The organism is Paenibacillus sp. P13VS (assembly GCF_015143645.1).
GTDB lineage: Bacteria > Bacillota > Bacilli > Paenibacillales > Paenibacillaceae > Paenibacillus > Paenibacillus xylanilyticus_A.
Genome location: NZ_WYEV01000005.1, coordinates 131,603 through 151,377, shown reverse-complemented (window position 1 = coordinate 151,377; position 19,775 = coordinate 131,603). Strand labels below are relative to the sequence as shown.

The 19,775-nt window shown below is 43.3% G+C and carries 10 protein-coding genes; all 10 read left to right on the top strand.

Annotated features, from left to right (window positions below; translation table 11 throughout):
• The first annotated feature begins 6 nt into the window (after window positions 1–6).
• The 10 genes from GUA98_RS14445 (at window position 7) to GUA98_RS14400 (ending at window position 19,673) form a co-directional block, all read left to right on the top strand.
• The gene (locus GUA98_RS14445) at window positions 7–765 is read left to right on the top strand and encodes a WecB/TagA/CpsF family glycosyltransferase (RefSeq protein ID WP_095359951.1); all 759 of its coding nucleotides are present in this window, start codon (window positions 7–9) and stop codon (window positions 763–765) included.
• Window positions 766–1,139: 374 nt separating this feature from the next.
• Entirely contained in the window at window positions 1,140–2,267 is a 1,128-nt protein-coding gene (locus tag GUA98_RS14440) for a glycosyltransferase family 4 protein (RefSeq protein ID WP_193723526.1), read from the top strand.
• A 161-nt stretch (window positions 2,268–2,428) separates the two neighbouring features.
• Window positions 2,429–6,313 carry an S-layer homology domain-containing protein gene (locus GUA98_RS14435; RefSeq protein ID WP_193723525.1) on the top strand — a complete coding sequence of 1,295 codons (3,885 nt, stop codon included), beginning with the start codon at window positions 2,429–2,431 and terminating at the stop codon, window positions 6,311–6,313.
• A gap of 205 nt (window positions 6,314–6,518) precedes the next feature.
• The gene (locus tag GUA98_RS14430; RefSeq protein ID WP_193723524.1) at window positions 6,519–6,860 is read left to right on the top strand and encodes a hypothetical protein; all 342 of its coding nucleotides are present in this window, start codon (window positions 6,519–6,521) and stop codon (window positions 6,858–6,860) included.
• A gap of 588 nt (window positions 6,861–7,448) precedes the next feature.
• Window positions 7,449–10,382: an S-layer homology domain-containing protein gene (locus GUA98_RS14425; protein ID WP_227779668.1), complete on the top strand. Its 2,934-nt coding sequence runs from the start codon at window positions 7,449–7,451 to the stop codon at window positions 10,380–10,382.
• Between the two features lie 192 nt (window positions 10,383–10,574).
• Window positions 10,575–13,163, top strand: coding sequence for a hypothetical protein (locus tag GUA98_RS14420; protein ID WP_193723522.1), 2,589 nt, complete (start codon window positions 10,575–10,577; stop codon window positions 13,161–13,163).
• 137 nt (window positions 13,164–13,300) lie between these two features.
• The gene (locus GUA98_RS14415; RefSeq protein WP_193723521.1) at window positions 13,301–13,858 is read left to right on the top strand and encodes a hypothetical protein; all 558 of its coding nucleotides are present in this window, start codon (window positions 13,301–13,303) and stop codon (window positions 13,856–13,858) included.
• A 137-nt stretch (window positions 13,859–13,995) separates the two neighbouring features.
• Entirely contained in the window at window positions 13,996–14,271 is a 276-nt protein-coding gene (locus GUA98_RS14410) for an alpha/beta-type small acid-soluble spore protein (protein WP_193723520.1), read from the top strand.
• Between the two features lie 255 nt (window positions 14,272–14,526).
• On the top strand, window positions 14,527–15,729 hold the full coding sequence (gene metK / locus GUA98_RS14405; protein ID WP_127537226.1) for a methionine adenosyltransferase: 1,203 nt from the start codon (window positions 14,527–14,529) through the stop codon (window positions 15,727–15,729).
• Between the two features lie 215 nt (window positions 15,730–15,944).
• Window positions 15,945–19,673 carry a SwmB domain-containing protein gene (locus GUA98_RS14400; RefSeq protein ID WP_193723519.1) on the top strand — a complete coding sequence of 1,243 codons (3,729 nt, stop codon included), beginning with the start codon at window positions 15,945–15,947 and terminating at the stop codon, window positions 19,671–19,673.
• Window positions 19,674–19,775 lie beyond the last annotated feature (102 nt).

Below are 19,775 nucleotides of genomic sequence, written 5' to 3'. Positions count from 1 at the left end.
ATAAAGATGAATCAGACCGGACCAATACCTACCGTTTCGATCTATGGCATTCCTTTTTCCAAACTGACAATGAAAGAAACGGTGGAGACTCTCCGGGAAGCCGTGTTGTCGAAGAAGCCGCATCAGGTCATTACAGCGAACCCGATCATGGTGATGGCAGCACTGGAGAATCCGTCCATGATGCAAGTGATGCAGTCTGCTGAATTGATTGTACCGGATGGTACAGGTGTTGTGTGGGCTGCCAATTATTGTGGGGATCCTGTAGCGGAGCGAGTACCCGGATTTGAGCTTTTACATGAATTGCTGCGGGTTGGAGAAAACTATCGCTGGGGTGTGTATTTGCTCGGTTCCACCCCTGAGGTGATTCAAGAAACGGCAGTTCGGTTACAACAGCAATATCCGGCGATCCGTATTGTAGGCTATCGCGACGGTTATTTTGGCCCGGCTGAGGACGAAGAAGTGGTGGCTTCCATACGCGAAGCTGCACCTGATCTGCTGTTTGTGGCACGCGGCGCAGATACGCAGGAGCCCTGGATTCACAAGTATAAGGAGGCGCTTCAGGTTCCCGTAACCATGGGCGTTGGCGGCAGTTTTGATGTCATTTCCGGCAAAAGTAAACGTGCCCCAAAACTGTTCCAGAAGCTAAGACTGGAGTGGTTCTACCGACTGCTCCGCGAACCGAGTCGTGCAGGTCGCATGCTTGCGCTTCCAAAATTCGCGATTAAAGTGATCCAGGACAAAGAAAACGTGACTAAAGCCCGTTAAATACAGGCTATTACGAGAAAAATGCACGTTTTTGCTAAAAATTGAGGTTGGCGTTTCGCGTGTGATCAGCGTATAATTCATTCCGGATTACATGTGTGCCAAGAATGAATCAAACTTTTATTTGCACCGTGTCACTCCGACGTCAGAACAACCTTTCGATCGCTCTTATCCCCAGATTTTTTTGATATCCATCTCAATGGATAAAATCCGGTGATAAAGGCGAACGCTGCGCTTCTACAGGTTATTTCTGACTTCTCCGTTGTAGTGCAAGTGTATTCATTAAATATGGCTAACAATATTTCTTTATATATAAAAAAGAGATCAGGGGATTTATAATTTCGTATGGGTATTATAATTGGGGGTCGAATGTTCAAATGGTAGCGATCTTTATCATTGGATTTATCGTGTCGATGGGACTGGCTCTTGCCCTGACACCGCTTGTCAAAAAGTTCGCGGTTAGAATAGGTGCAATGGACACACCGAATGCGCGTAAAGTGCACACTCGGATCATGCCACGTCTCGGTGGATTGGGAATCTTTCTTGCTTTTATAATTACAGTAGCTGCACTTCTTCCATTTGTATCTGCATGGTTTACAACAAGAGATATGAGCTTTGTCAGTGCCTTTCTGATCGGTGGATCCATTATCGTTCTGATTGGCGCACTGGATGACCGCTTCGAACTGTCAGCCAAAGTAAAGCTGCTTGGGCAGCTCGTTGCTGCTGCTGTAGTCGTATTCGGATTTAATATCCGAGTGGATTTCGTTAACATTCCTTTTCAGGATTCGTATTCCTCACTGGAAGCTTGGGTATCTATTCCGCTGACGATTCTGTGGATTGTTGGTGTAACGAATGCGATTAACCTGATTGACGGTCTGGATGGTCTTGCTGCCGGTGTATCCGGTATTGCAATTGGTACGATTGCCGTGATGTCCTTCTTGATGGGTAATACGATGATCGCCTTGATGTGCCTTGTGTTGCTGGGAAGCATTATCGGGTTCTTGTTCTTCAACTTCCACCCGGCCAAGATCTTCATGGGAGATACGGGATCATTATTCCTTGGTTTCTCTCTGGCGATGCTATCCATGCTCGGGTTTAAACAAATTGCAGTCGTGTCCTTCATTACGCCGCTGATCATTATCGGTGTACCACTCTCGGATACCTTCTTCGCGATCATCCGTCGTGCTGTACAACGGAAGCCGATTTTCTCACCGGACAAAGGTCACCTGCATCACTGCCTGCGTGAACTTGGATTCAGCCACCGTCAGACAGTGCTGATCATCTACGGCATTGCCGCATTCTTCGGTGTTCTAGCGATCATTCAATCATCAGCAGCCATGTTCGAAGCCAACTGGGTAACGTTTGTCGTGATCTGTATCATGATGTTCTTCCTGCAGGTTGGTGCAGAAGTCATTGGACTTGTAAGTAAAACCAGACGACCGGTTATTAATTTCCTGATGCGCATGCGCGTCAAAATTAATCCGGAGACTCGCTCGAAATCCTAAATAGATACGCTCGTTTACTGCAATTCTTGAATATTATCCAGCCCCAAACCTTATCCAATGTGGATAAGGTTTTTTTGTTTATTTTGCTGTTTTTACTAAATAATTGGAACCTATGCACCGATATAAGAGGTAACTGACTTAAAAAGAGGAGAGATGATTGCATGCAGCGTACGAAGAAGCCGATGATTTGGCTTATGATGGTGGCACTGGTCGTATCGTTGATACCGGCAGGCTTGACACCAGTCGCATCGGCGGCGGACAAACAGACTAGTTATTTTACTCCGGACGTATCTGATCTTAGAAATACGGTTGATCTTACCCTAGAAGGTACGAATCAGGTCACGAGAGAAAAAGTATATAAAGTAACCAGTGCGGAGCAACTGATTACAGGAACATTCACCAAAGTTACAGGATCAACATTGGGAGCCAATATTCAGTTGGTGAATTATGATCAAACTGAAAAAAAGTGGATTAAGGATCCGGCTCGAGTTGCTCCAGCTGTAGTGACGATTGATCCGGATCAGCCTGATAATCGTTTTAAGGCAAATGTAACCTTGTATCCGGGGATGAACCAGATTACTTTCACGGGAGCACAAGGGCAGAATGAACGATCCGAAACTTTCTATGTTCTATTCGACAAAGTGCCTTATGTTGAGAGACTTCAAGTTCTAGGTGGATCTGATAACCTTGAATTGAACGAGGGGACTCAGATTGTAATTAACAAAGATGAGATCACACTCGAAGGTACGGCAGTTAACGCAACGAAGGTAACTATTCAAGTGAATGGAGGAAATGTTGAAGGAACCTCTTTACTACAAAATGGTAGCTTCTTTTCACCTCAGCTTTTAATGAATCCGGGCGTGAATGATCTTAAACTCATTGTGGAGAATGGATCGGATAAACTCACATTTAATTATTCCCTTTATTTTTATGATGAGAAAAATCCCATTGTTAAACTTGATATTTTGGACTCTCTAAATAATGCACAAAGCTTGCTTGGTAAAGAACCCGTATTTACTGAGAAAGCGGAATCTGCCAAAGTACACGTACAAATGTTGGTTCCAAATGATGAAGTTACCAAGAAAAGTTTTAAAGATGGTGCGGTTATTGCAGTAGACGACAAAACGATAACACCGTCCAACGTGACAGAGCTGTTTATTCCAAGTTTGAAGGATAATACCCCTTCTTACTGGCTTGCGTCATTTGACATTGATGCAGTGCCTTTTACCAAGACCAATAATGTTGTAGATATTGATCAAAATCATACACTTTCTGTAAGTTATGGTACGAAAACAATAAGCAAACCGATGGACTTTCAATATATGGAAGGTCAGACGGTAATTACGAATCTGAAATATCTTAAAGGATATTCTGAAGATAATAAAGCAAACGTTCCTTCAGGAGAACCTTTGAACAATGCCAAAGTGGATTCAGGAGATTTTTATATCCTAGTCGAAACTAATAGTACACCAGCAGATTTGGAAAAATTATTGGCAAACTATTTGCCTTTGGGTACTAGCTCAATAACTGTTAAATACATTTATACAGTACCTACTGACGTAACTACGAAAAAACTTCAATATGTATACAAAATTGAGGGATTGAAGAACGGGAATCAGACTGTACGTTTCAATTATGAAAAATCCACAGCATATATGGATGCAACTATTTCTTATGCGTCCAAGAACTACATCTATGTTGAGAATCTGACAGATGGACAGACATACAATGTAGACTCCTCGGCATCAAAAAGCATGCTGGTAAAAGGACAATATATTGATTTCGATACGTTGAAAAGCGACTATTTTGTTGCTGAAGTACTAGTGAACGGTGCTAAGGAGTATTCGACAGAACCAGCAGAGAACAAAACTCCAGACTGGTTAGATACAGATACAGGTGAATTTGAATTCAGTCTTCCAATATCACTTGATAAAGGACCGCTGGTCTACGGTGAAAACCGAATTATCTTTACGGGTACAGGAAAGGACGATACAGGACAGGCCCGTGAAGTTAGAAAAGAACTTCGGATATATGTGGTTGACAACAACGTGTCGACGGTTGTGAATTTTCAACCTGCAGTGGGAAAAGACCGTCCAACATTCCCTCCAAAAGTATATAGTGGAGAGAGTGAAGTTGTAAAAAACATTTTCAATCTTACACCTGAATTTATTTTTAATGATAATAAGTATACAACTTCCTTGAAGGAGTATGACCTCGTTCTGCGTGGTAGCGGGGCCGCGAAGCTGAACCTGAACATGGGGACGAAAAATATACTTTCAGTAGATATTCCGGCAACTGCAGTGGGTAATCCTGTAGTAACTTTTGCGGATACCAGATACACTTACGAGTTTGCGGGGGACCAAAAAGACTTCATGATGCGAATTCAGGATCTGACTTCAGATTCACCAGGAACATACGTATACACCTTAGAACTAGTAAACGAACTGGGAGCTAAAACATCCCGAAAATTAGAAATTGTGCGAGAAGTAAGTGCATATCGTATTCTTGCTCCGCAGCCAACGGTGGGTGATCAAATAGTCGTCAATAAAAACTTTGTACATTTTGACATTGAAGCCGAAGGTGCAACATCTGTACTCATTGGTAAAGAGCCAGCTGTCAAACGCACGGATCTGGGGCCAAACCGTTTTGTCTACGACTATGTAGGATTAAAACAGGACAAGTCAAACAAAATCAAAATTACTATTAACCGTACAGGTGCAAGCAACACCGATACCATAGATGTATTTTACACGGGAACTGTTGGTGTGGATGCTCAATATATGGCACCTAAGGTGGCTAACAAATACACTGTGTTTAACAAAGGACTGCAACTGACATTTCCCAAAGGAACTGTAATGCAGAGTACGACCCCTAGAGGGATCACAAAGTACTATCCGGATACCAAGTTATTGTTTGGTATTGCTGATTCAGTGACAGGTATTGTAGAGCGACGCAATGACTATGGTAATATTATTGGATTCCCAGGGACGGGTGAAGACAGTGGTGCGCCTTCTTGGAGTATTCCGGACGAGTACACTCTTAATTTTGGCTCAACCACCGCCTCCAGAAACTTTGGATTAATCTCAGAAATTTACTGGATTAATGGTGGGTTGGGTGAGAGTGGTGACGCAGGTTCAGCAACATACAAAGCGCCTACGAATGGTTTAGCTCCGTATTCATTGGAAGGATTGTTTGGTAATCCTCAGACACCGGTTGAACGTAAAATTACACCATCTAACCGTGGTGAGTTGACGCTATCGTTTGATCCTAATGTGGTCGACGAAGCAGGTTCGACAATCACAGTGTACCGGTACACAGACAAGCGCCAGTGGGAAAACATTGGTGGGGAAGTAGATACGAAGAGCCATACAGTAACTGTTCCGTTTGATGAGTTTGGATATTACAAAGTAATGAAATTGAACCGTGGTTACAATGATATTACGAATCATAACTGGGCACGTAATATCCTGAATGGGCTCTATTCCAAAGGGTTCATGAACAATCTGAGATTTGAACAATTCGGAACAGATGATCAAACAACACGTGGTGAGTTTGCTACTTTGTTGGTTAAGGGGCTCAGTCTTCCGATTAATTCTGACAGCAACCGAACCTTCGCAGATCTGGTGCCGGGTGCACGTTCAGCGACATGGGATTACGACCATATTGAAACAGCGGCAAGAGCAGGTATCGTCACTGGACTTACTGATGGAGTATTCGGACCGGATCAGCCGCTTACACGTGAACAGGCTGCAGTAATGATTGCTCGCGCATTAAAATTGAAGCTTGCTAACAATGATAGTAAGCTGCAAGCTACATTAGCGAAGTCATTCCTAGATTCTGGACGCATTGAAACGTATGCAGGACCGTCCATTGTGGCTGTATCTAAAGCCAAAATTATGGAAGGAGCCGCTGTAACGGTTCCGGGCCAGAAGAAGCCACAGTACAATTTCAATCCAAAAGGTAATTTGACTCGTGCAGAAGCGGGTAAAATTGCTGTTGAACTGCTCAAGAAAAGCACCAAAGTATTCCCTAAAAACTTGAGCTAATTTATCCAAGTCCATTTATGCATTATTGGAAGGACCTGTCCCTTGTGCTAAAGGGGCGGGTCTTTTTGACTGTAAAGGAAACGGCAAAAGAACACTTTTATAATAGAAGAAAGATGTTTTTTACCAATAACTATTTTTGTAATTTGCTAGAGTTTAAGATACAATAACGGTAAATACACAATGATCTAGAGGGTGAAGTTAGCTAATGAAACCGATTTATTCGAAGGCCCAGTTGGGCTATATGAAGGCAAAGACTCAGTTCGAGAAGCAGGCAGTCATTCTGGAGAAAAAGCTGGAAGATACACGCAAGACGCAAGACATCTCTCAAGAGGTTATGGAAGGGCTCGTACAGACGACTGGCTTCCATGATGCATATAACCAATTGGTGCTGGCTGAGAATGAATTGATTGAATGGTCTCACACCACCATGAAGCATGAGAAAACATACCGGGAGAACCGTTTGGCCATTGACGATATGTATCTGAAATTGAACAGTGATCCTAAAATGCGTGCTCAAATTATTGATCTTGCGATGAAAATTCGTTAAGCCATAGAACGAGGAATTACTTAAGGCATCCCTATAGGGGTGCTTTTTATTTTTTTACATATCATACAAATTGTCGCTTCATGGAGGAAAATTAAGGGTATAAATAAACGTCTCCATCAAATTAAACACAGAGTATAAGCATTAACCGCAATTGATTTGATCAACATTACATGGTTTTGAACTGTCCCAGACCCGCGTTGTATCAATACATAAATTAGTTCAAAACTTTTTTTGAAGAATCCGCAACTTTTTGAAATCTACTGCGTTTAAGATGTAGAGTCAAAAACATTGGTCCTCTTACCAAGATTGACCTCGTGAAGAATCTTGTCTATTTATTAGAAAAAATTGCTTTACGGCACGAGAGACCCATTGTATAATACGTAAGGTAGGATTAGGAAACTACTCTATTTTCGTATGGTTCTATTATTATTCTAGTTTACAAGTTTCTGTGATAAGCTCACAGACATCATTTATATTAACTTGCTCATGACTCTGGAAAGGGGGTGCGACAATAGAATGAGGAACACGAGCGACCCTATTAAAGAAAATTCCCATGTTATGAACGCCCAAGGAGGAGAAAAAAAGGTTATGAAGAAAATTTTATCCGTCGCTTTGTCTACAGCAATGGCATTCTCGATGTTTGCATCTGTAGCATTCGGTGATACAGCAGTTACACCACAACAACAATTTGATGCATTGAAAGCTAAAGGTATCTTCAACGGTTACCCAGATGGCACAGCTGGTCTGGACAAAGAGATGACTCGCGCTGAGTTCGCAAAAGTTATCACTAAATTGCTCGGCTTGAAAGAGATCACTGGTGTGTACTCTTACAACGACAAAAACTACAACGCTAAAAACTGGGCTGCTCCTTACATCGAAGCAGTAACAGCTGCAGGCATCATGGAAGGTAAAAACGTTGAGAAGAAAATCTTCGACTTCAACGGTAAAGTAACTATCGCTGAGATGGCTACAATCCTGACTCGTGCACTGGATCTGGAAATCCCAACTGAAACTAACAACAACGCAGCAGCATGGGCTAAAGGTTATGTTCAAGCAGCGATCAACGCTGGTCTGATCGACGCTAACGCTAACTTTGGCGCTAACGCTTCCCGCGAATTGTTGGTAGGTGCAGCTTACTCTATCGATCAAGCTCAAAGCTTGAAAGTAGAATCTTACACAGTATCCGAAGCTGGTAAAGTAGTTGAGTTCAAAATCAGCGACGGCGAAACTGTAAAAGTAACTTTGGATAAAGCTCTCGAAGCTAACAAAGAAACTGAAGTGAAATTCACTTACAAAGATAAAGAGTTCACTGAGAAAGTTACTTATGTAGTAACTGCAGCAACAAAAATTGAAGGTGCTACTGCTAGCAACTACAAAGAACTGGTTGTGAAGTTTGATGGTGAAGTTGATGCTACTACAGCTGAAAACACTGCAAACTACACTGTGAGCGGTCGTACATTCGAATCCGCAACTTTGTCTGCTGACAAGAAATCAGTAACACTTCTTGTTGAAGAAACTTCAACAGAATTACCACAACAAAGAGACACTAACCTTGTAGTTAAAGGTGTTAAAAATGCTACTGGAACTAAAACTTTCGATGAGACAGTTAAGTTCACTGCAGTAGATACTCAATTGCCAGAAGTTAAATCTGTTCAAGGTCTTGGAACAAAAGCACTTCGTGTTGAGTTCTCTGAGCCTGTAACAGCTGCAACTGCTTCAAACTTGGCTAACTACAAAGTTAATGGAAATGCTATTTCTGGTTTTGTTAAATACACATACCCTAACGTAGCATTCATTACAACTGATCTTCCTGTTGGAGAACATACTTTGACAGTTTCCGGAATCAAAGATTTCGCTGGATTTAGCACAGCAGCTGCTGAAACTAAATTCACAATCGCTGAAGATACAACTGCGCCAGAAATCACTAAAATTACTACCAACGATCTTAAGAAAGTTGTTGTAGAATTTAATGAGCCAGTTAAGTCTGTATCCAGCGCTTACCAAACTTCGAGCAACAAGAGTGCAACTGTATCCATCAAAGATAACGTTGTAACGTTGACATTCTCTGATGCAAACCGTCTGAGCTTGGGTGAGTCCACAGTTTACCTGAACGGTGTTACAGATTACAGCAATAACTCTGCTGATCGTAACGCAAAAGTGACTCCAGAACTTGACACAATTCGTCCAACAGTTACAGGTGTTACATCTAAAGCTGTTGATGGTAAAACAGAATTGACTGTTGAATTCTCCGAGAAAATCAGCACTGAAGACTACAATAAAGTTGATAACTATGTTCTGAAAGACTCTGCTGGTAAAATCTACACTGGTAAAGGATTCACTACTAAAGGTAACCCTTCTGTAGCTCCTAAATACGTTGTAGACAAAAACGGCAAACTTGATGAAACTAAAGTAGTACTTACTTCTGTTGGTGGAACATTGCCAGCTGGTAACTACACTCTTGAAGTTTCCGGAGTACGTGACCAAGCAGCTATTGGTAACACAATTATTCCTCAATCCGTACCATTCACTCTTACACAAACTGGTGCGTTGGAAGCAAATGCTGCATGGTTCAATGATGATTCAGCGAACAACGAATACCAAGTATATGTACAATTCAATAGACCTGTAGCAACTTCGGGTAACGGTAACGCACTCGATGTTAACAAATATGATTATGTTGTGACTAACGCTACTTACAAGCCTTTCCCAGCATCTTCTACTACAGTACAATTGTACAATGCTAATACAGTATTGTTGACTGTTTCTAAAGATGATGTGAATCTGACTGGAGCTACTGATCTGCGTGTAGTTAACGTTGCTGATACAAATGGTAACTTCGTTAATGGTGGTACAGTGAAGTTCACTTCCCAAAACGAATCTACAGTTGGAGTGGTTACAGATTCAGTATACGCAAAAGCTCAAAACAAAGTTGAAGTTAAATTCGATGGCGAATTGACATTTGTGAATAAAGCTGACTTTAAATTCACTGGTACTGACTCTGATTTCAATATTACTAACCAATCAGTAGTAGATGGTAAATCAGTTGTTGAGTTTACTTTCGTGAAAGATACAGCTATCCCTTATAGCTCTGGCTTAACTCTGGCGACTGTAGAGTCAAAAGATATTAAATCTACTGATTCTGTTGGCCGCAAACTTAAAGCTTTGGCTACTGGCACACCTGTACTGGATGGTATCAAACCAGTATTCGCTAAAGACTCCAAAGATGCTAACGGTGCTTCAAATGCAATCTCTGCAACTGGTAGAACAGTTACATTGAAATTCACTGAAAATGTGAAATCTAACTTTACACCAGCTGCTTACGTTGTAGTTGTAGATGGAACTAAAGTTAATGTAACAAATGCTACTGCTTCTGGTGATGTGTTGACTTTGACACTTGAAAAAGCAGTATCTCCTGAGCAATTGGTAGAAGTTGAACTGGTTAACAACAGCACTGGTTCGTTCGTAACAGACGAAGCTAATAATGCTGCTGAAAACTTCTATGCAAGTGTAAGAGCGAAATAATCTTAATTTCTTTAAACCAACCCAACATGATTTATGTTGGGTTGGTTTTTTATTTTTCGAAGAACTAATTTATGGATCTAGTTAGTCGATTGGCTTAATTCAGGAGATTAAAACACAACAACATCGTAACTTTCTCTCCCTATTAAACGTTTATACTATAAGTGCAACAAGCAACTTATGGGAGGTTTGGAAGTGAATCGAAGAAAAATGTTTGTAAGTTTACTCGTCAGCGCCATGTTGATTAGCTCAACCGCTGGAATTGCGATGGCAGCGAGCACAACCAATAAAACGTCAGCCAACAGTTCAAACAACACCTCAACGAAGAAAGCAACAACAACGAACAAGGCTGTACATACACTAAGTAACTTATCCCCTGTTAAAGTAACCTCACGCAGCACCGTGAAACTAACGGATGTGAACATTCTGTCTCAGGATGATGGCAACGTGGTTACGTATACATTGACTTATAAAAATAATGACAGCACACCAACGGTGATGCTGGATTACTGGAGCAAAGTGAAAACAAAAGGCGGAACGCTTTTCTCACCTAAACTGATTGCGAAGGATCAGGAGAAGAAAACCGTTGCCCCTGGATCTACCGTAGATCTAACGTACGTTATGAAAGTTGGACGTGAAGTTAAGCTGAGCGATCTGAATTTTCTGATCGTTAAATGGGATTTCAGTCAAGCGAATTATGAACGAACGCTGGGTAAGTTTAATGTGCCCGCTTCCTATAGTATTACGACACCCGTAGGGAAAACGAAAACCGTTCGACTTAGTGACTCAGCTGTAAAGGTAAAGGTCGCTGGTATTAAGGTATTCCCAGGGGAAGATAAGAATCAGTATGTGAAAATTGGTGTGAATTTAAACAATATTAGTTATAAATTGCTTGAAAACCCGAACATCAAGTGGATTTTGCGTACACCGAGCGGAACCAATTATCCGCTTACTCCAGATAAGGATAGTACAAGTGTGAGCATTCAGGCTCAGGCGAATAAAGCCCTCAGCTTAATGGCATCACTACCAACTTCAGTTAAACTGCAAAAATCGGAACTCCTTCTAGTTGAAGAACAGGGTGAGGAGAAAACGGTACTACCTGTTGCTGCATTACAACTGCCAGAAGCCAGTAAAACGAACGTAGAGGTGGCTGCGAATCAGCCGAATATCATATCGGTTGAAGGACAGCGGTTGTCCACACTTCTAGAGTCTGCCAAGGTCCGAGTAGATGATGGAGCATACGATCTCAACATGCAGCTGGTGCTTAAGAATGAAGGTAAGAAAGCGATCAAAGTACCAACATATACTTTTGAGGTCCGTACCGCAGATGGAACTGTGTATCCAATAGAAACAAAAGCATTGGATGCTCTTAAGCTGAATCCTGGAGATATTAAAACGATCAAGCTTAATACGAGTCTTCAAGGAGACGGAGATACAAGCAAGATTAAGCTGTACGCGATGAGTCCGCTGAATAAAAGCGAAAGCACAGAATCAACGACTCCATCTAATAGCTTTGAATTTTCCTACCCTGTTGGTGTTTATGCCATCCCGCAAGCAGCTTCCAGTGGTGATGGGTTAACTACAGAAAGTGTGATTAAAAACAATAAAGGAACCTTTGGTGTTTCTCTAGGGTCTTTACAGCGTCTGCCTTGGTTGGACAGTGATATTGTCGCAGCCAAAGTTACCATCCGTAATGCAGGCTCCAAAACAGTACAGTTACCTGAGCTGGAAGCCATGTTTACCATTGACTCCGCTCAAGTTGATGGAGACAAGAAGCTGATCTACACGCAGAGCGGCAAATTGTTGGGAGCGGGTATGACGACAGAAGCCTATCTGTTAACCAAGATTCCTTCTGAGCTTCGTATGAGCCGACTGGAAGTAAGTTTAATTGAGAAAGTCAGTGAAGAAGAAACAAATGAATGGATTACGTTGAATACATCAGGGCTGATTCAGCCGATTTCTTATGTAGGCACAGGTAAGACATATACGTCCGGTACAGCGGATAAAGAGACGGAGATGGGTGTGCGAAGAACCATTCGTTATCCGGGCACTTCATCAGATATTGTGTATACCGAATTCGAGATGACCAATAAATCGCTCCGTCAGAGCGGTCTTGGCAAGCTGGTCGGATACTTCAAAACCTCGGACGGTCAATATTACCGAGCAACCGCCAAACAATCTGAACGATTGCCTGGACCTGGGCAAAAGTCGATTGTTACGTTCTGGGCCAAGGTTCCGAAATCAGGCACATTCTCGGATATGCGTCTGATTGTGGGAGAGGGCATTGCGGATAGCAAGTTTGTTACGGGTGAAGGTGAGGCAACTGCCTATGTGAATGCCCTAGCCTTTGAGGTGCCGCCAACGTCTATTAATGTATTGGGCACATTAACTAATATTGATCTGTATCCATATACATTCACTGCGAACAGTGTGCGTGCATATCTGGCAGGCAGTTCTTCAGTTCAGGTAGAGATGAATTACAGCTTGTCCCGTAATGAAGAGATTGAGATGGGTGAGAATGAACACAAACTCATTCTTACATTAACTGATCAGGCTGGTAAAACATTCGAGAAAGAGCTGGCCATAGGAACGGATCTGAAGGCTGGTACCAATCAAACGTTAAGCTGGAGTATAGAAGACAGCTTCTTCGAGAAATTGCGTGGTGGTTCGTATCGCTTAACCGTATATGACCAATTCCAAGGACAGCGTATTCGCCTAGCTGAACAGGGATATGGATACGATCTGACTAAGCTACCAAAGGAAGAACCAGAAGATTTTAGGTAAGTTTTGAACCATTTATCTCGTATAATCTACTAGAGAACCTCGCTTCCAAATCCATGGGAGCGAGGTTTTGCTTGTCGCACTGGGTATTTTTCTCTATAGTAAATAATAGATAGATTACCAGAGGAGGAAACAAAGCAATGAAACCTTATATGAAAGTATCCCTGGCTGCGCTGGCTATTGGTGTTGGCGTGTGGGTTGGGTCTGTATACAGCAACACAGCTATCGGTGCAGGAACCAGTCAACCAGGCACAGCGGATGATCCGGTTGTGACGAAGAGTTATGTAGATCAACAGATTCAAAAGGCTTTAAACGGAGGGACTAATGCCGGATCGGGAAGCTCCGCAGGCAGTAATAGCGGATCTACCGGGACAGGCAGTACAGGTGGTGACACCTCGCTTCCACCGGTCGTATCCGGAGCATCTGATGCGGTAGAGATCGTTACCGTGAAGCCGGGTCAACAGCTGATCGGTGCTTCTGGCGCGGAGTTCATCGTACGCAGCGGCAAGGCTGTGATCGTCAGTGAAGGTACGAACGGTGTAGCTGATCTGACGGATGGGGTTGACCTGACGAATGGACAGGCAGCGCCGACCAATCACCTGCTCTCTTTTCCAAGGGATGGACGGGGCATAACGGTATTGGATGGGAACAAGTACAGCCTGACGGTTATGGTTCGCGGCGGATACACTTTGAAATAGGTTATGCATTTATTCGCATTTTTATTCATTTCATATGTGTAGATTAACCAGTTCTAACAAACATTTATACGGCTAGCCATGAGGGTTCCTGCTCACTCTATAATTGTACAAAACCAATTAACGGAGGTGCAGGAATCATGGCTAGAAGTAACCGCAGAGTGGTACCGGAAAGTCGTCAGATGCTGGATCAGATGAAATATGAGATTGCTGCCGAATTTGGTCTAAATGTAGGGTATGGTCAAAGTGCCCTTGCTGGTGCTGATACTGAGTTTGGTTCTGAGCTTGGCGCAGTGAGTGATCATTCCTATGGTCAATACAAAGGCTGGGGCCATCTGACATCCCGTGAGAACGGATCGGTTGGTGGCGAGATCACGAAAAGGCTGATTCGTCAGGCAGAAAAGCAGTTATTATAAGGTTTTTCCTTATCCCACATGGTTTGACACGGCTTGACAAATGCGATAAGATGGCATTTGAGGTATGCAACCTTTTCCAGGAGGAAAAGGTTGATTTTTTGTTAAGGCAATTACCTGAAAAATCCTTATCTTCGTAACTGCGGACCCTGCGTCCTTATTCCGCCCGGAAAGCTTTCGAGGGTACAGTGAACGAATCACCGTAAATGTTTTGTTCGGGCAATCGCCATACTACTAGTTATGGGAGGTTGAAACTTCATGTCTGTTAAAGGCCGACATCTATTCACATCGGAGTCTGTAACCGAAGGACATCCGGATAAGATTTGCGACCAGATCTCGGACGCCGTATTGGACGCGTTTCTGGCGAATGATCCAAACGCTCGCGTAGCGTGCGAAGTTTCCGTGGCTACAGGCTTAGTGCTTGTCATCGGTGAAATCAGTTCAGCTTCTGAATACGTAGACATTCCGGCCATTGTACGTAACACGGTTAAGGAAATCGGGTACACACGTGCCAAATATGGTTTTGACTACAACACTTGTGCTGTTCTGACTTCTCTGAATGAGCAGTCTGCGGATATCGCGCAAGGGGTTAACGCAGCACTGGAGAACCGTGATCCGGCTCAAGTCGCTCGCGAAACAGAAAACATCGGTGCGGGTGACCAAGGTCTGATGTTCGGGTTTGCAACGAATGAAACACCAGAACTCATGCCATTGCCAATCGCATTGTCCCACCGTATTGCACGCCGCCTCGCTGAGGTACGTAAAAACGGTACACTGGATTACCTCCGTCCGGATGGTAAAACTCAAGTAACGATCGAATACGACGGCGACAAAGTCGTTCGTGTCGATACAATTGTGGTGTCCACTCAGCACGCTGAAGAGATTACCCTTGAGCAGATTCAAAAAGACATTAAAGAACAAGTTATCCTGCCTGTTGTTCCAGCTGAATTGCTGGATGAGCAGACTAAATATTTCATCAACCCAACAGGACGTTTCGTTATTGGCGGACCTCAAGGAGATGCAGGCCTGACTGGACGTAAAATCATCGTAGATACTTACGGCGGTTATGCACGTCACGGTGGTGGTGCTTTCTCCGGTAAAGATCCAACAAAAGTAGACCGTTCCGCTGCTTATGCGGCTCGCTACGTAGCGAAAAACCTCGTTGCTGCAGGTCTTGCAGACAAAGTGGAAATCCAGCTCGCTTATGCGATTGGTGTAGCCAACCCGGTATCGATCAACGTGGATACATACGGAACTGGCAAAGTCAGCGAAGAGAAGCTGGTTGAGTTGGTACGTAACAACTTCGATCTGCGTCCGGCTGGCATCATCCGTATGTTGGATCTACGTCGCCCCATTTACAAACAAACGGCTGCTTACGGTCACTTCGGCCGTACTGACTTGGATGTACCTTGGGAGCAAGTGGACAAAGCAGATGCTTTGAAAGCTCAAGCGGGTCTGTAAGTTTCATTGCGATAGATCAAAGCCTTTGGTTCCGATCAGGAATCAGGGGCTTTTTTGCGTACATAAGTAGTTGGCTAAGTAGGAGGTTTTATAAACGAAATAAGATTCCTTTTATTCCCTTTTGGCTAAATAAAATGTCTGTTCTAACCGACATACATAATGAGGTCTGTTCATTAGAGACAGGAGAAGAAATATTAGATGAGGGGGACGAATCGGTGCGTTTGAAACGAATGGCCATGAAAAGTACAATCGGGCTTTTAATCGTACTATTAACTGCCCAAGGTTTGCTAACAGGTCTGCTTGGAGTGGAAAACACTGCTTATGCAGCAGATGACTTAACTACGTTAGGGGTCACGGCAACGTTACCTGTGGCAGGGGAAAAGAACGTAAATGGAGCAGCCCCATTGGAGATCGAATTTGGCCAACCTGTTCGAAAAGCAGCGGGGACTGCCAGTGGATACATATCAATAAAACGTGTGTCAGATGATACGGAGGTAATTCCACCTATCTTAGTGGACCCAACGGAATCAAGTAATATTAGCATTACACCAGATGACGCCAGTGTTCCGGATGTAGGGAGAAAAGTGACGATTAATCATGCTCCTCTGCCAGGAGGAACATACTATGTTCAAATTGATAAAAATTCATTTGTATACGCGGATGAGAATAATACTGTTTTCAACGGACTGAGCAAAGAATGGACGTTCCATACACAAGGTGTAGGCACAGCATCATTGGTAGAGAAGATTCCTGCGAATGCAGCAATGCAGGTATCACCTTCATCTAATATAACGATGACATTTGATAAAAAGGTTTTTGCAGGTGCTGGGAAACTGCAGATTTTTCAAGGGACTACATTATATGAGGAAATACCTGTGAATGCAGGTTCTCCACGTGTTAATGGTTTGGGGACGAATTCCATTGTGATTGATCCAGAAAAAAACTGGAATAGCAGCAGCACATATTATGTTGTTATGCCAGAAGGTCTTTTATGGGATGAACTGGGGAACGACACCCGTGGAATTACAGGAACCGAGTGGGGTTTTGGCGTCATTTCGGATCCTACGGCTCTCACCGTATCATCTGTTTCCCCAACGAACGGTACGACAAATGCACCTTTGACGGGAGAACTAACGGTTACATTTAATAAAGAGCTTGATACCAATTATCCAGGCAATGCAACGTTGAGGAAGGCCAATGGTGGAACCGTAGCTGTAACAACAACCATTAACCCTTCAAACAATAGACAGCTGCGAATTGTTCCGCAGAGTGCTCTTGAAAGCAACACGAATTATTATGTAGATATTCCGGCAAATGTGTTTAGGGACAAGGCTGGTAACCTCTTTACAGGATTGACAGGTACCAGTTCATGGGGCTTTAAGACGCTTAGCAGAGATACTACGGCCCCGGTTCTGAAAACAGTTAAGATGTATAGTAACAATACGATTAGACTTACTTACGATGAAAGTTTGTTCAGTGCGAATCCAGCTTATAGCAGCTTCACCGTAACAGTAAATGGGGAAGCACGTAATGTCAGCACTGCATATGTATCAGGAGATAGTGTATATGTCGTACTTGATACAGGTGTAGCTGTAGGGCAGGTTGTCCGGATTGGGTATACGCCTGGACTGCGTCCTATACAGGATGCTTCCCTGAACCCGGCTGCTTCGTTCGCAGCACGAGATGTGGAAAATACACTGGACTCCGTCATGTCCAAACCACGGGAAGGTACTGTATATTACAGTACAATTAATCTATACTACCCGGAGACAGTATATATCAACTCCAGTGATGCGGTGTCACAATTTAGTGTGACTGCAAACCAGTCTTCGGTAGGAATTAACAGCATATCCTTAACTAATAGTTCAATGGTGACATTGAATCTGAGCCGTTCCATTACTGATGGGGAAGTGGTTCGTGTTTCGTATGCACCTGGCTCTTCTCCTGTAAAAGACAGTCGGGGACAAGCTCTTGCGGGATTCAGCGGCTTCTATGTTCGGAATAGCATCGATACCAAGGCGCCTGAATTTCAGAGTGCCGAAATAAGTGGCTCCAAGCTATGGATTCGTTATAACGAGCCACTTAGAACAACCAACAAACCGTTAAAAAGCCAGTATTCTGTCCTTGTAGATGGTAAACCTTTATTTGTAAACGACACGGATATTGAAGATGAAACCGTCACGCTGACTTTGGCTTCAGCCGTAGGTACGAACCAGAATGTAACACTTTCTTATGTACCTGGTGCATTGCGTTTGACAGACCTAAACGGGAATCCTGCTGGTTATATCAACTTAACACCTGTAAGCTACACAGCTGGTAATGGTATGGTGAAATCAGCTATATTGCAAGGGGATACCCTAACTATTACTTTTAGAGAATCTCTACAGTCACAGACGCTGCTTACCCCATCTCAATTCGGTGTACAGTTAGGGGGCTCACAGGTAAGTGTGGTTTCTGCAGCATCAACTGGTACAACCCTAACTCTGAAGTTGTCCAGCTCGGGCACCAACGGCCAATCAGGAACGGTAAGTTATGCACCAGGGATAATCCCGCTGCGTACGCTTGATAACGTCATTGTTGAGGCATTTGGACCTTTATCGATTAGTCAGACTCAAAGCACAGGTTCAACTACCAATACTGGAAATTTAAGTGGCAATCTGCCATCATGGCTAACCGTATCGGACACATCGGCTTTTAACCAGTCCATGTATGTCATGAGCACGGAAGCAGCGACAACAACTTCTGCCCAGTCGCGCAATAGTCGCTCTACCCGTCAGTTTAATGTGGATGCTAGCAAGCTAAATCAGGCTTTTCAATATGCAAGCTTAAGCAACAATTCAAGTCGAATGGTCGTATTTGAAGTTCCTTCAACAGAAGCATCAGCTTATGTAGGATTTCCAATAGACAAGCTAACAGAAATCGCTTCCCGTGAACGTTTTTCATTTATTGGGGTGAAATATGGAGATCGTCTGTGGTCAGTGCCTTTGTCGGATTTGAGTCCTTCCAGTATTTCTCAAAGCGTGAATGCAGGTTCGGGCTCTTCATACTTTTATGTTCAACTCGAATCGGTTCCTGTAACGGTCTCCGGTACAATGGACGGTATGCTTGCATCTGCTGGAGCACAAAGAGTATCTGACATTACGGATGTTTATCTATCAGCATATAATGGCTACAGTGGCCAGCGTGCAGAACAACTGGTGAAGAGTTCAATTGCACTCAGGTTGCCTTCAACGACAACGGGACCGGCTACGGGTCTGGTCTACATTGATCAAGGTACTTCAGCTCTGGCTAATATTCCTCATCATTTCTCCAATGCAACTGGAGCGGTTATTATAACAGGACAACTGAGAGGCAATCAGGCTATTGTGGCTGCATCCCATCCCGTTTCATATCGGGATACTGCTTCACACTGGGCTAAGGACGTCATTGGTGAGTTGTCTGCAAAATGGATTATCAATGGACAAAATGGAACCTTGTATGTTCCTGATCAGCAAATAACACGAGCAGAATTTGCTACTTTAGTGGCAAAAGGGTTGGGGTTGCCAGGCGACTATGCTAGTGCTCAACAATTCAAGGATGTTCGTTATGGTGATATATCAGGTGCATATATTGGTGCAGCGGCTAAAGCGGGTATCGTTACTGGTAATACGGACGGTACTTTCAAACCGGATAGCCTCGTGACTCGTGAGCAGATGGCCATTATGATGGTTCGGGCTTTGGATTATGCAGGTCAGCCAACCGTACTCAAAACTTCGGCAGCATCAACACTGTCCAAGTTTAAGGATAGTAACAAGATTCAATCCAAGGATTCTGTTGCTAAGGCCGTACAGGAAGGCATTATTCAGGGAATGACATCGAAGACGTTTGTACCACAAGGTAATGCAACACGTGCACAAGCAGCAGTAATGTTGAAACGTGTCCTGAACAAATTGGGTTATCTGTAATCCGAGTCGGATTAGACTGTTCTATCTAGTTAATATGGAGAGTGACAGTTTATCGGATTGATTTTCTCTTTTTTTCCAAGTTAGTAGCAGTATAAACTATAA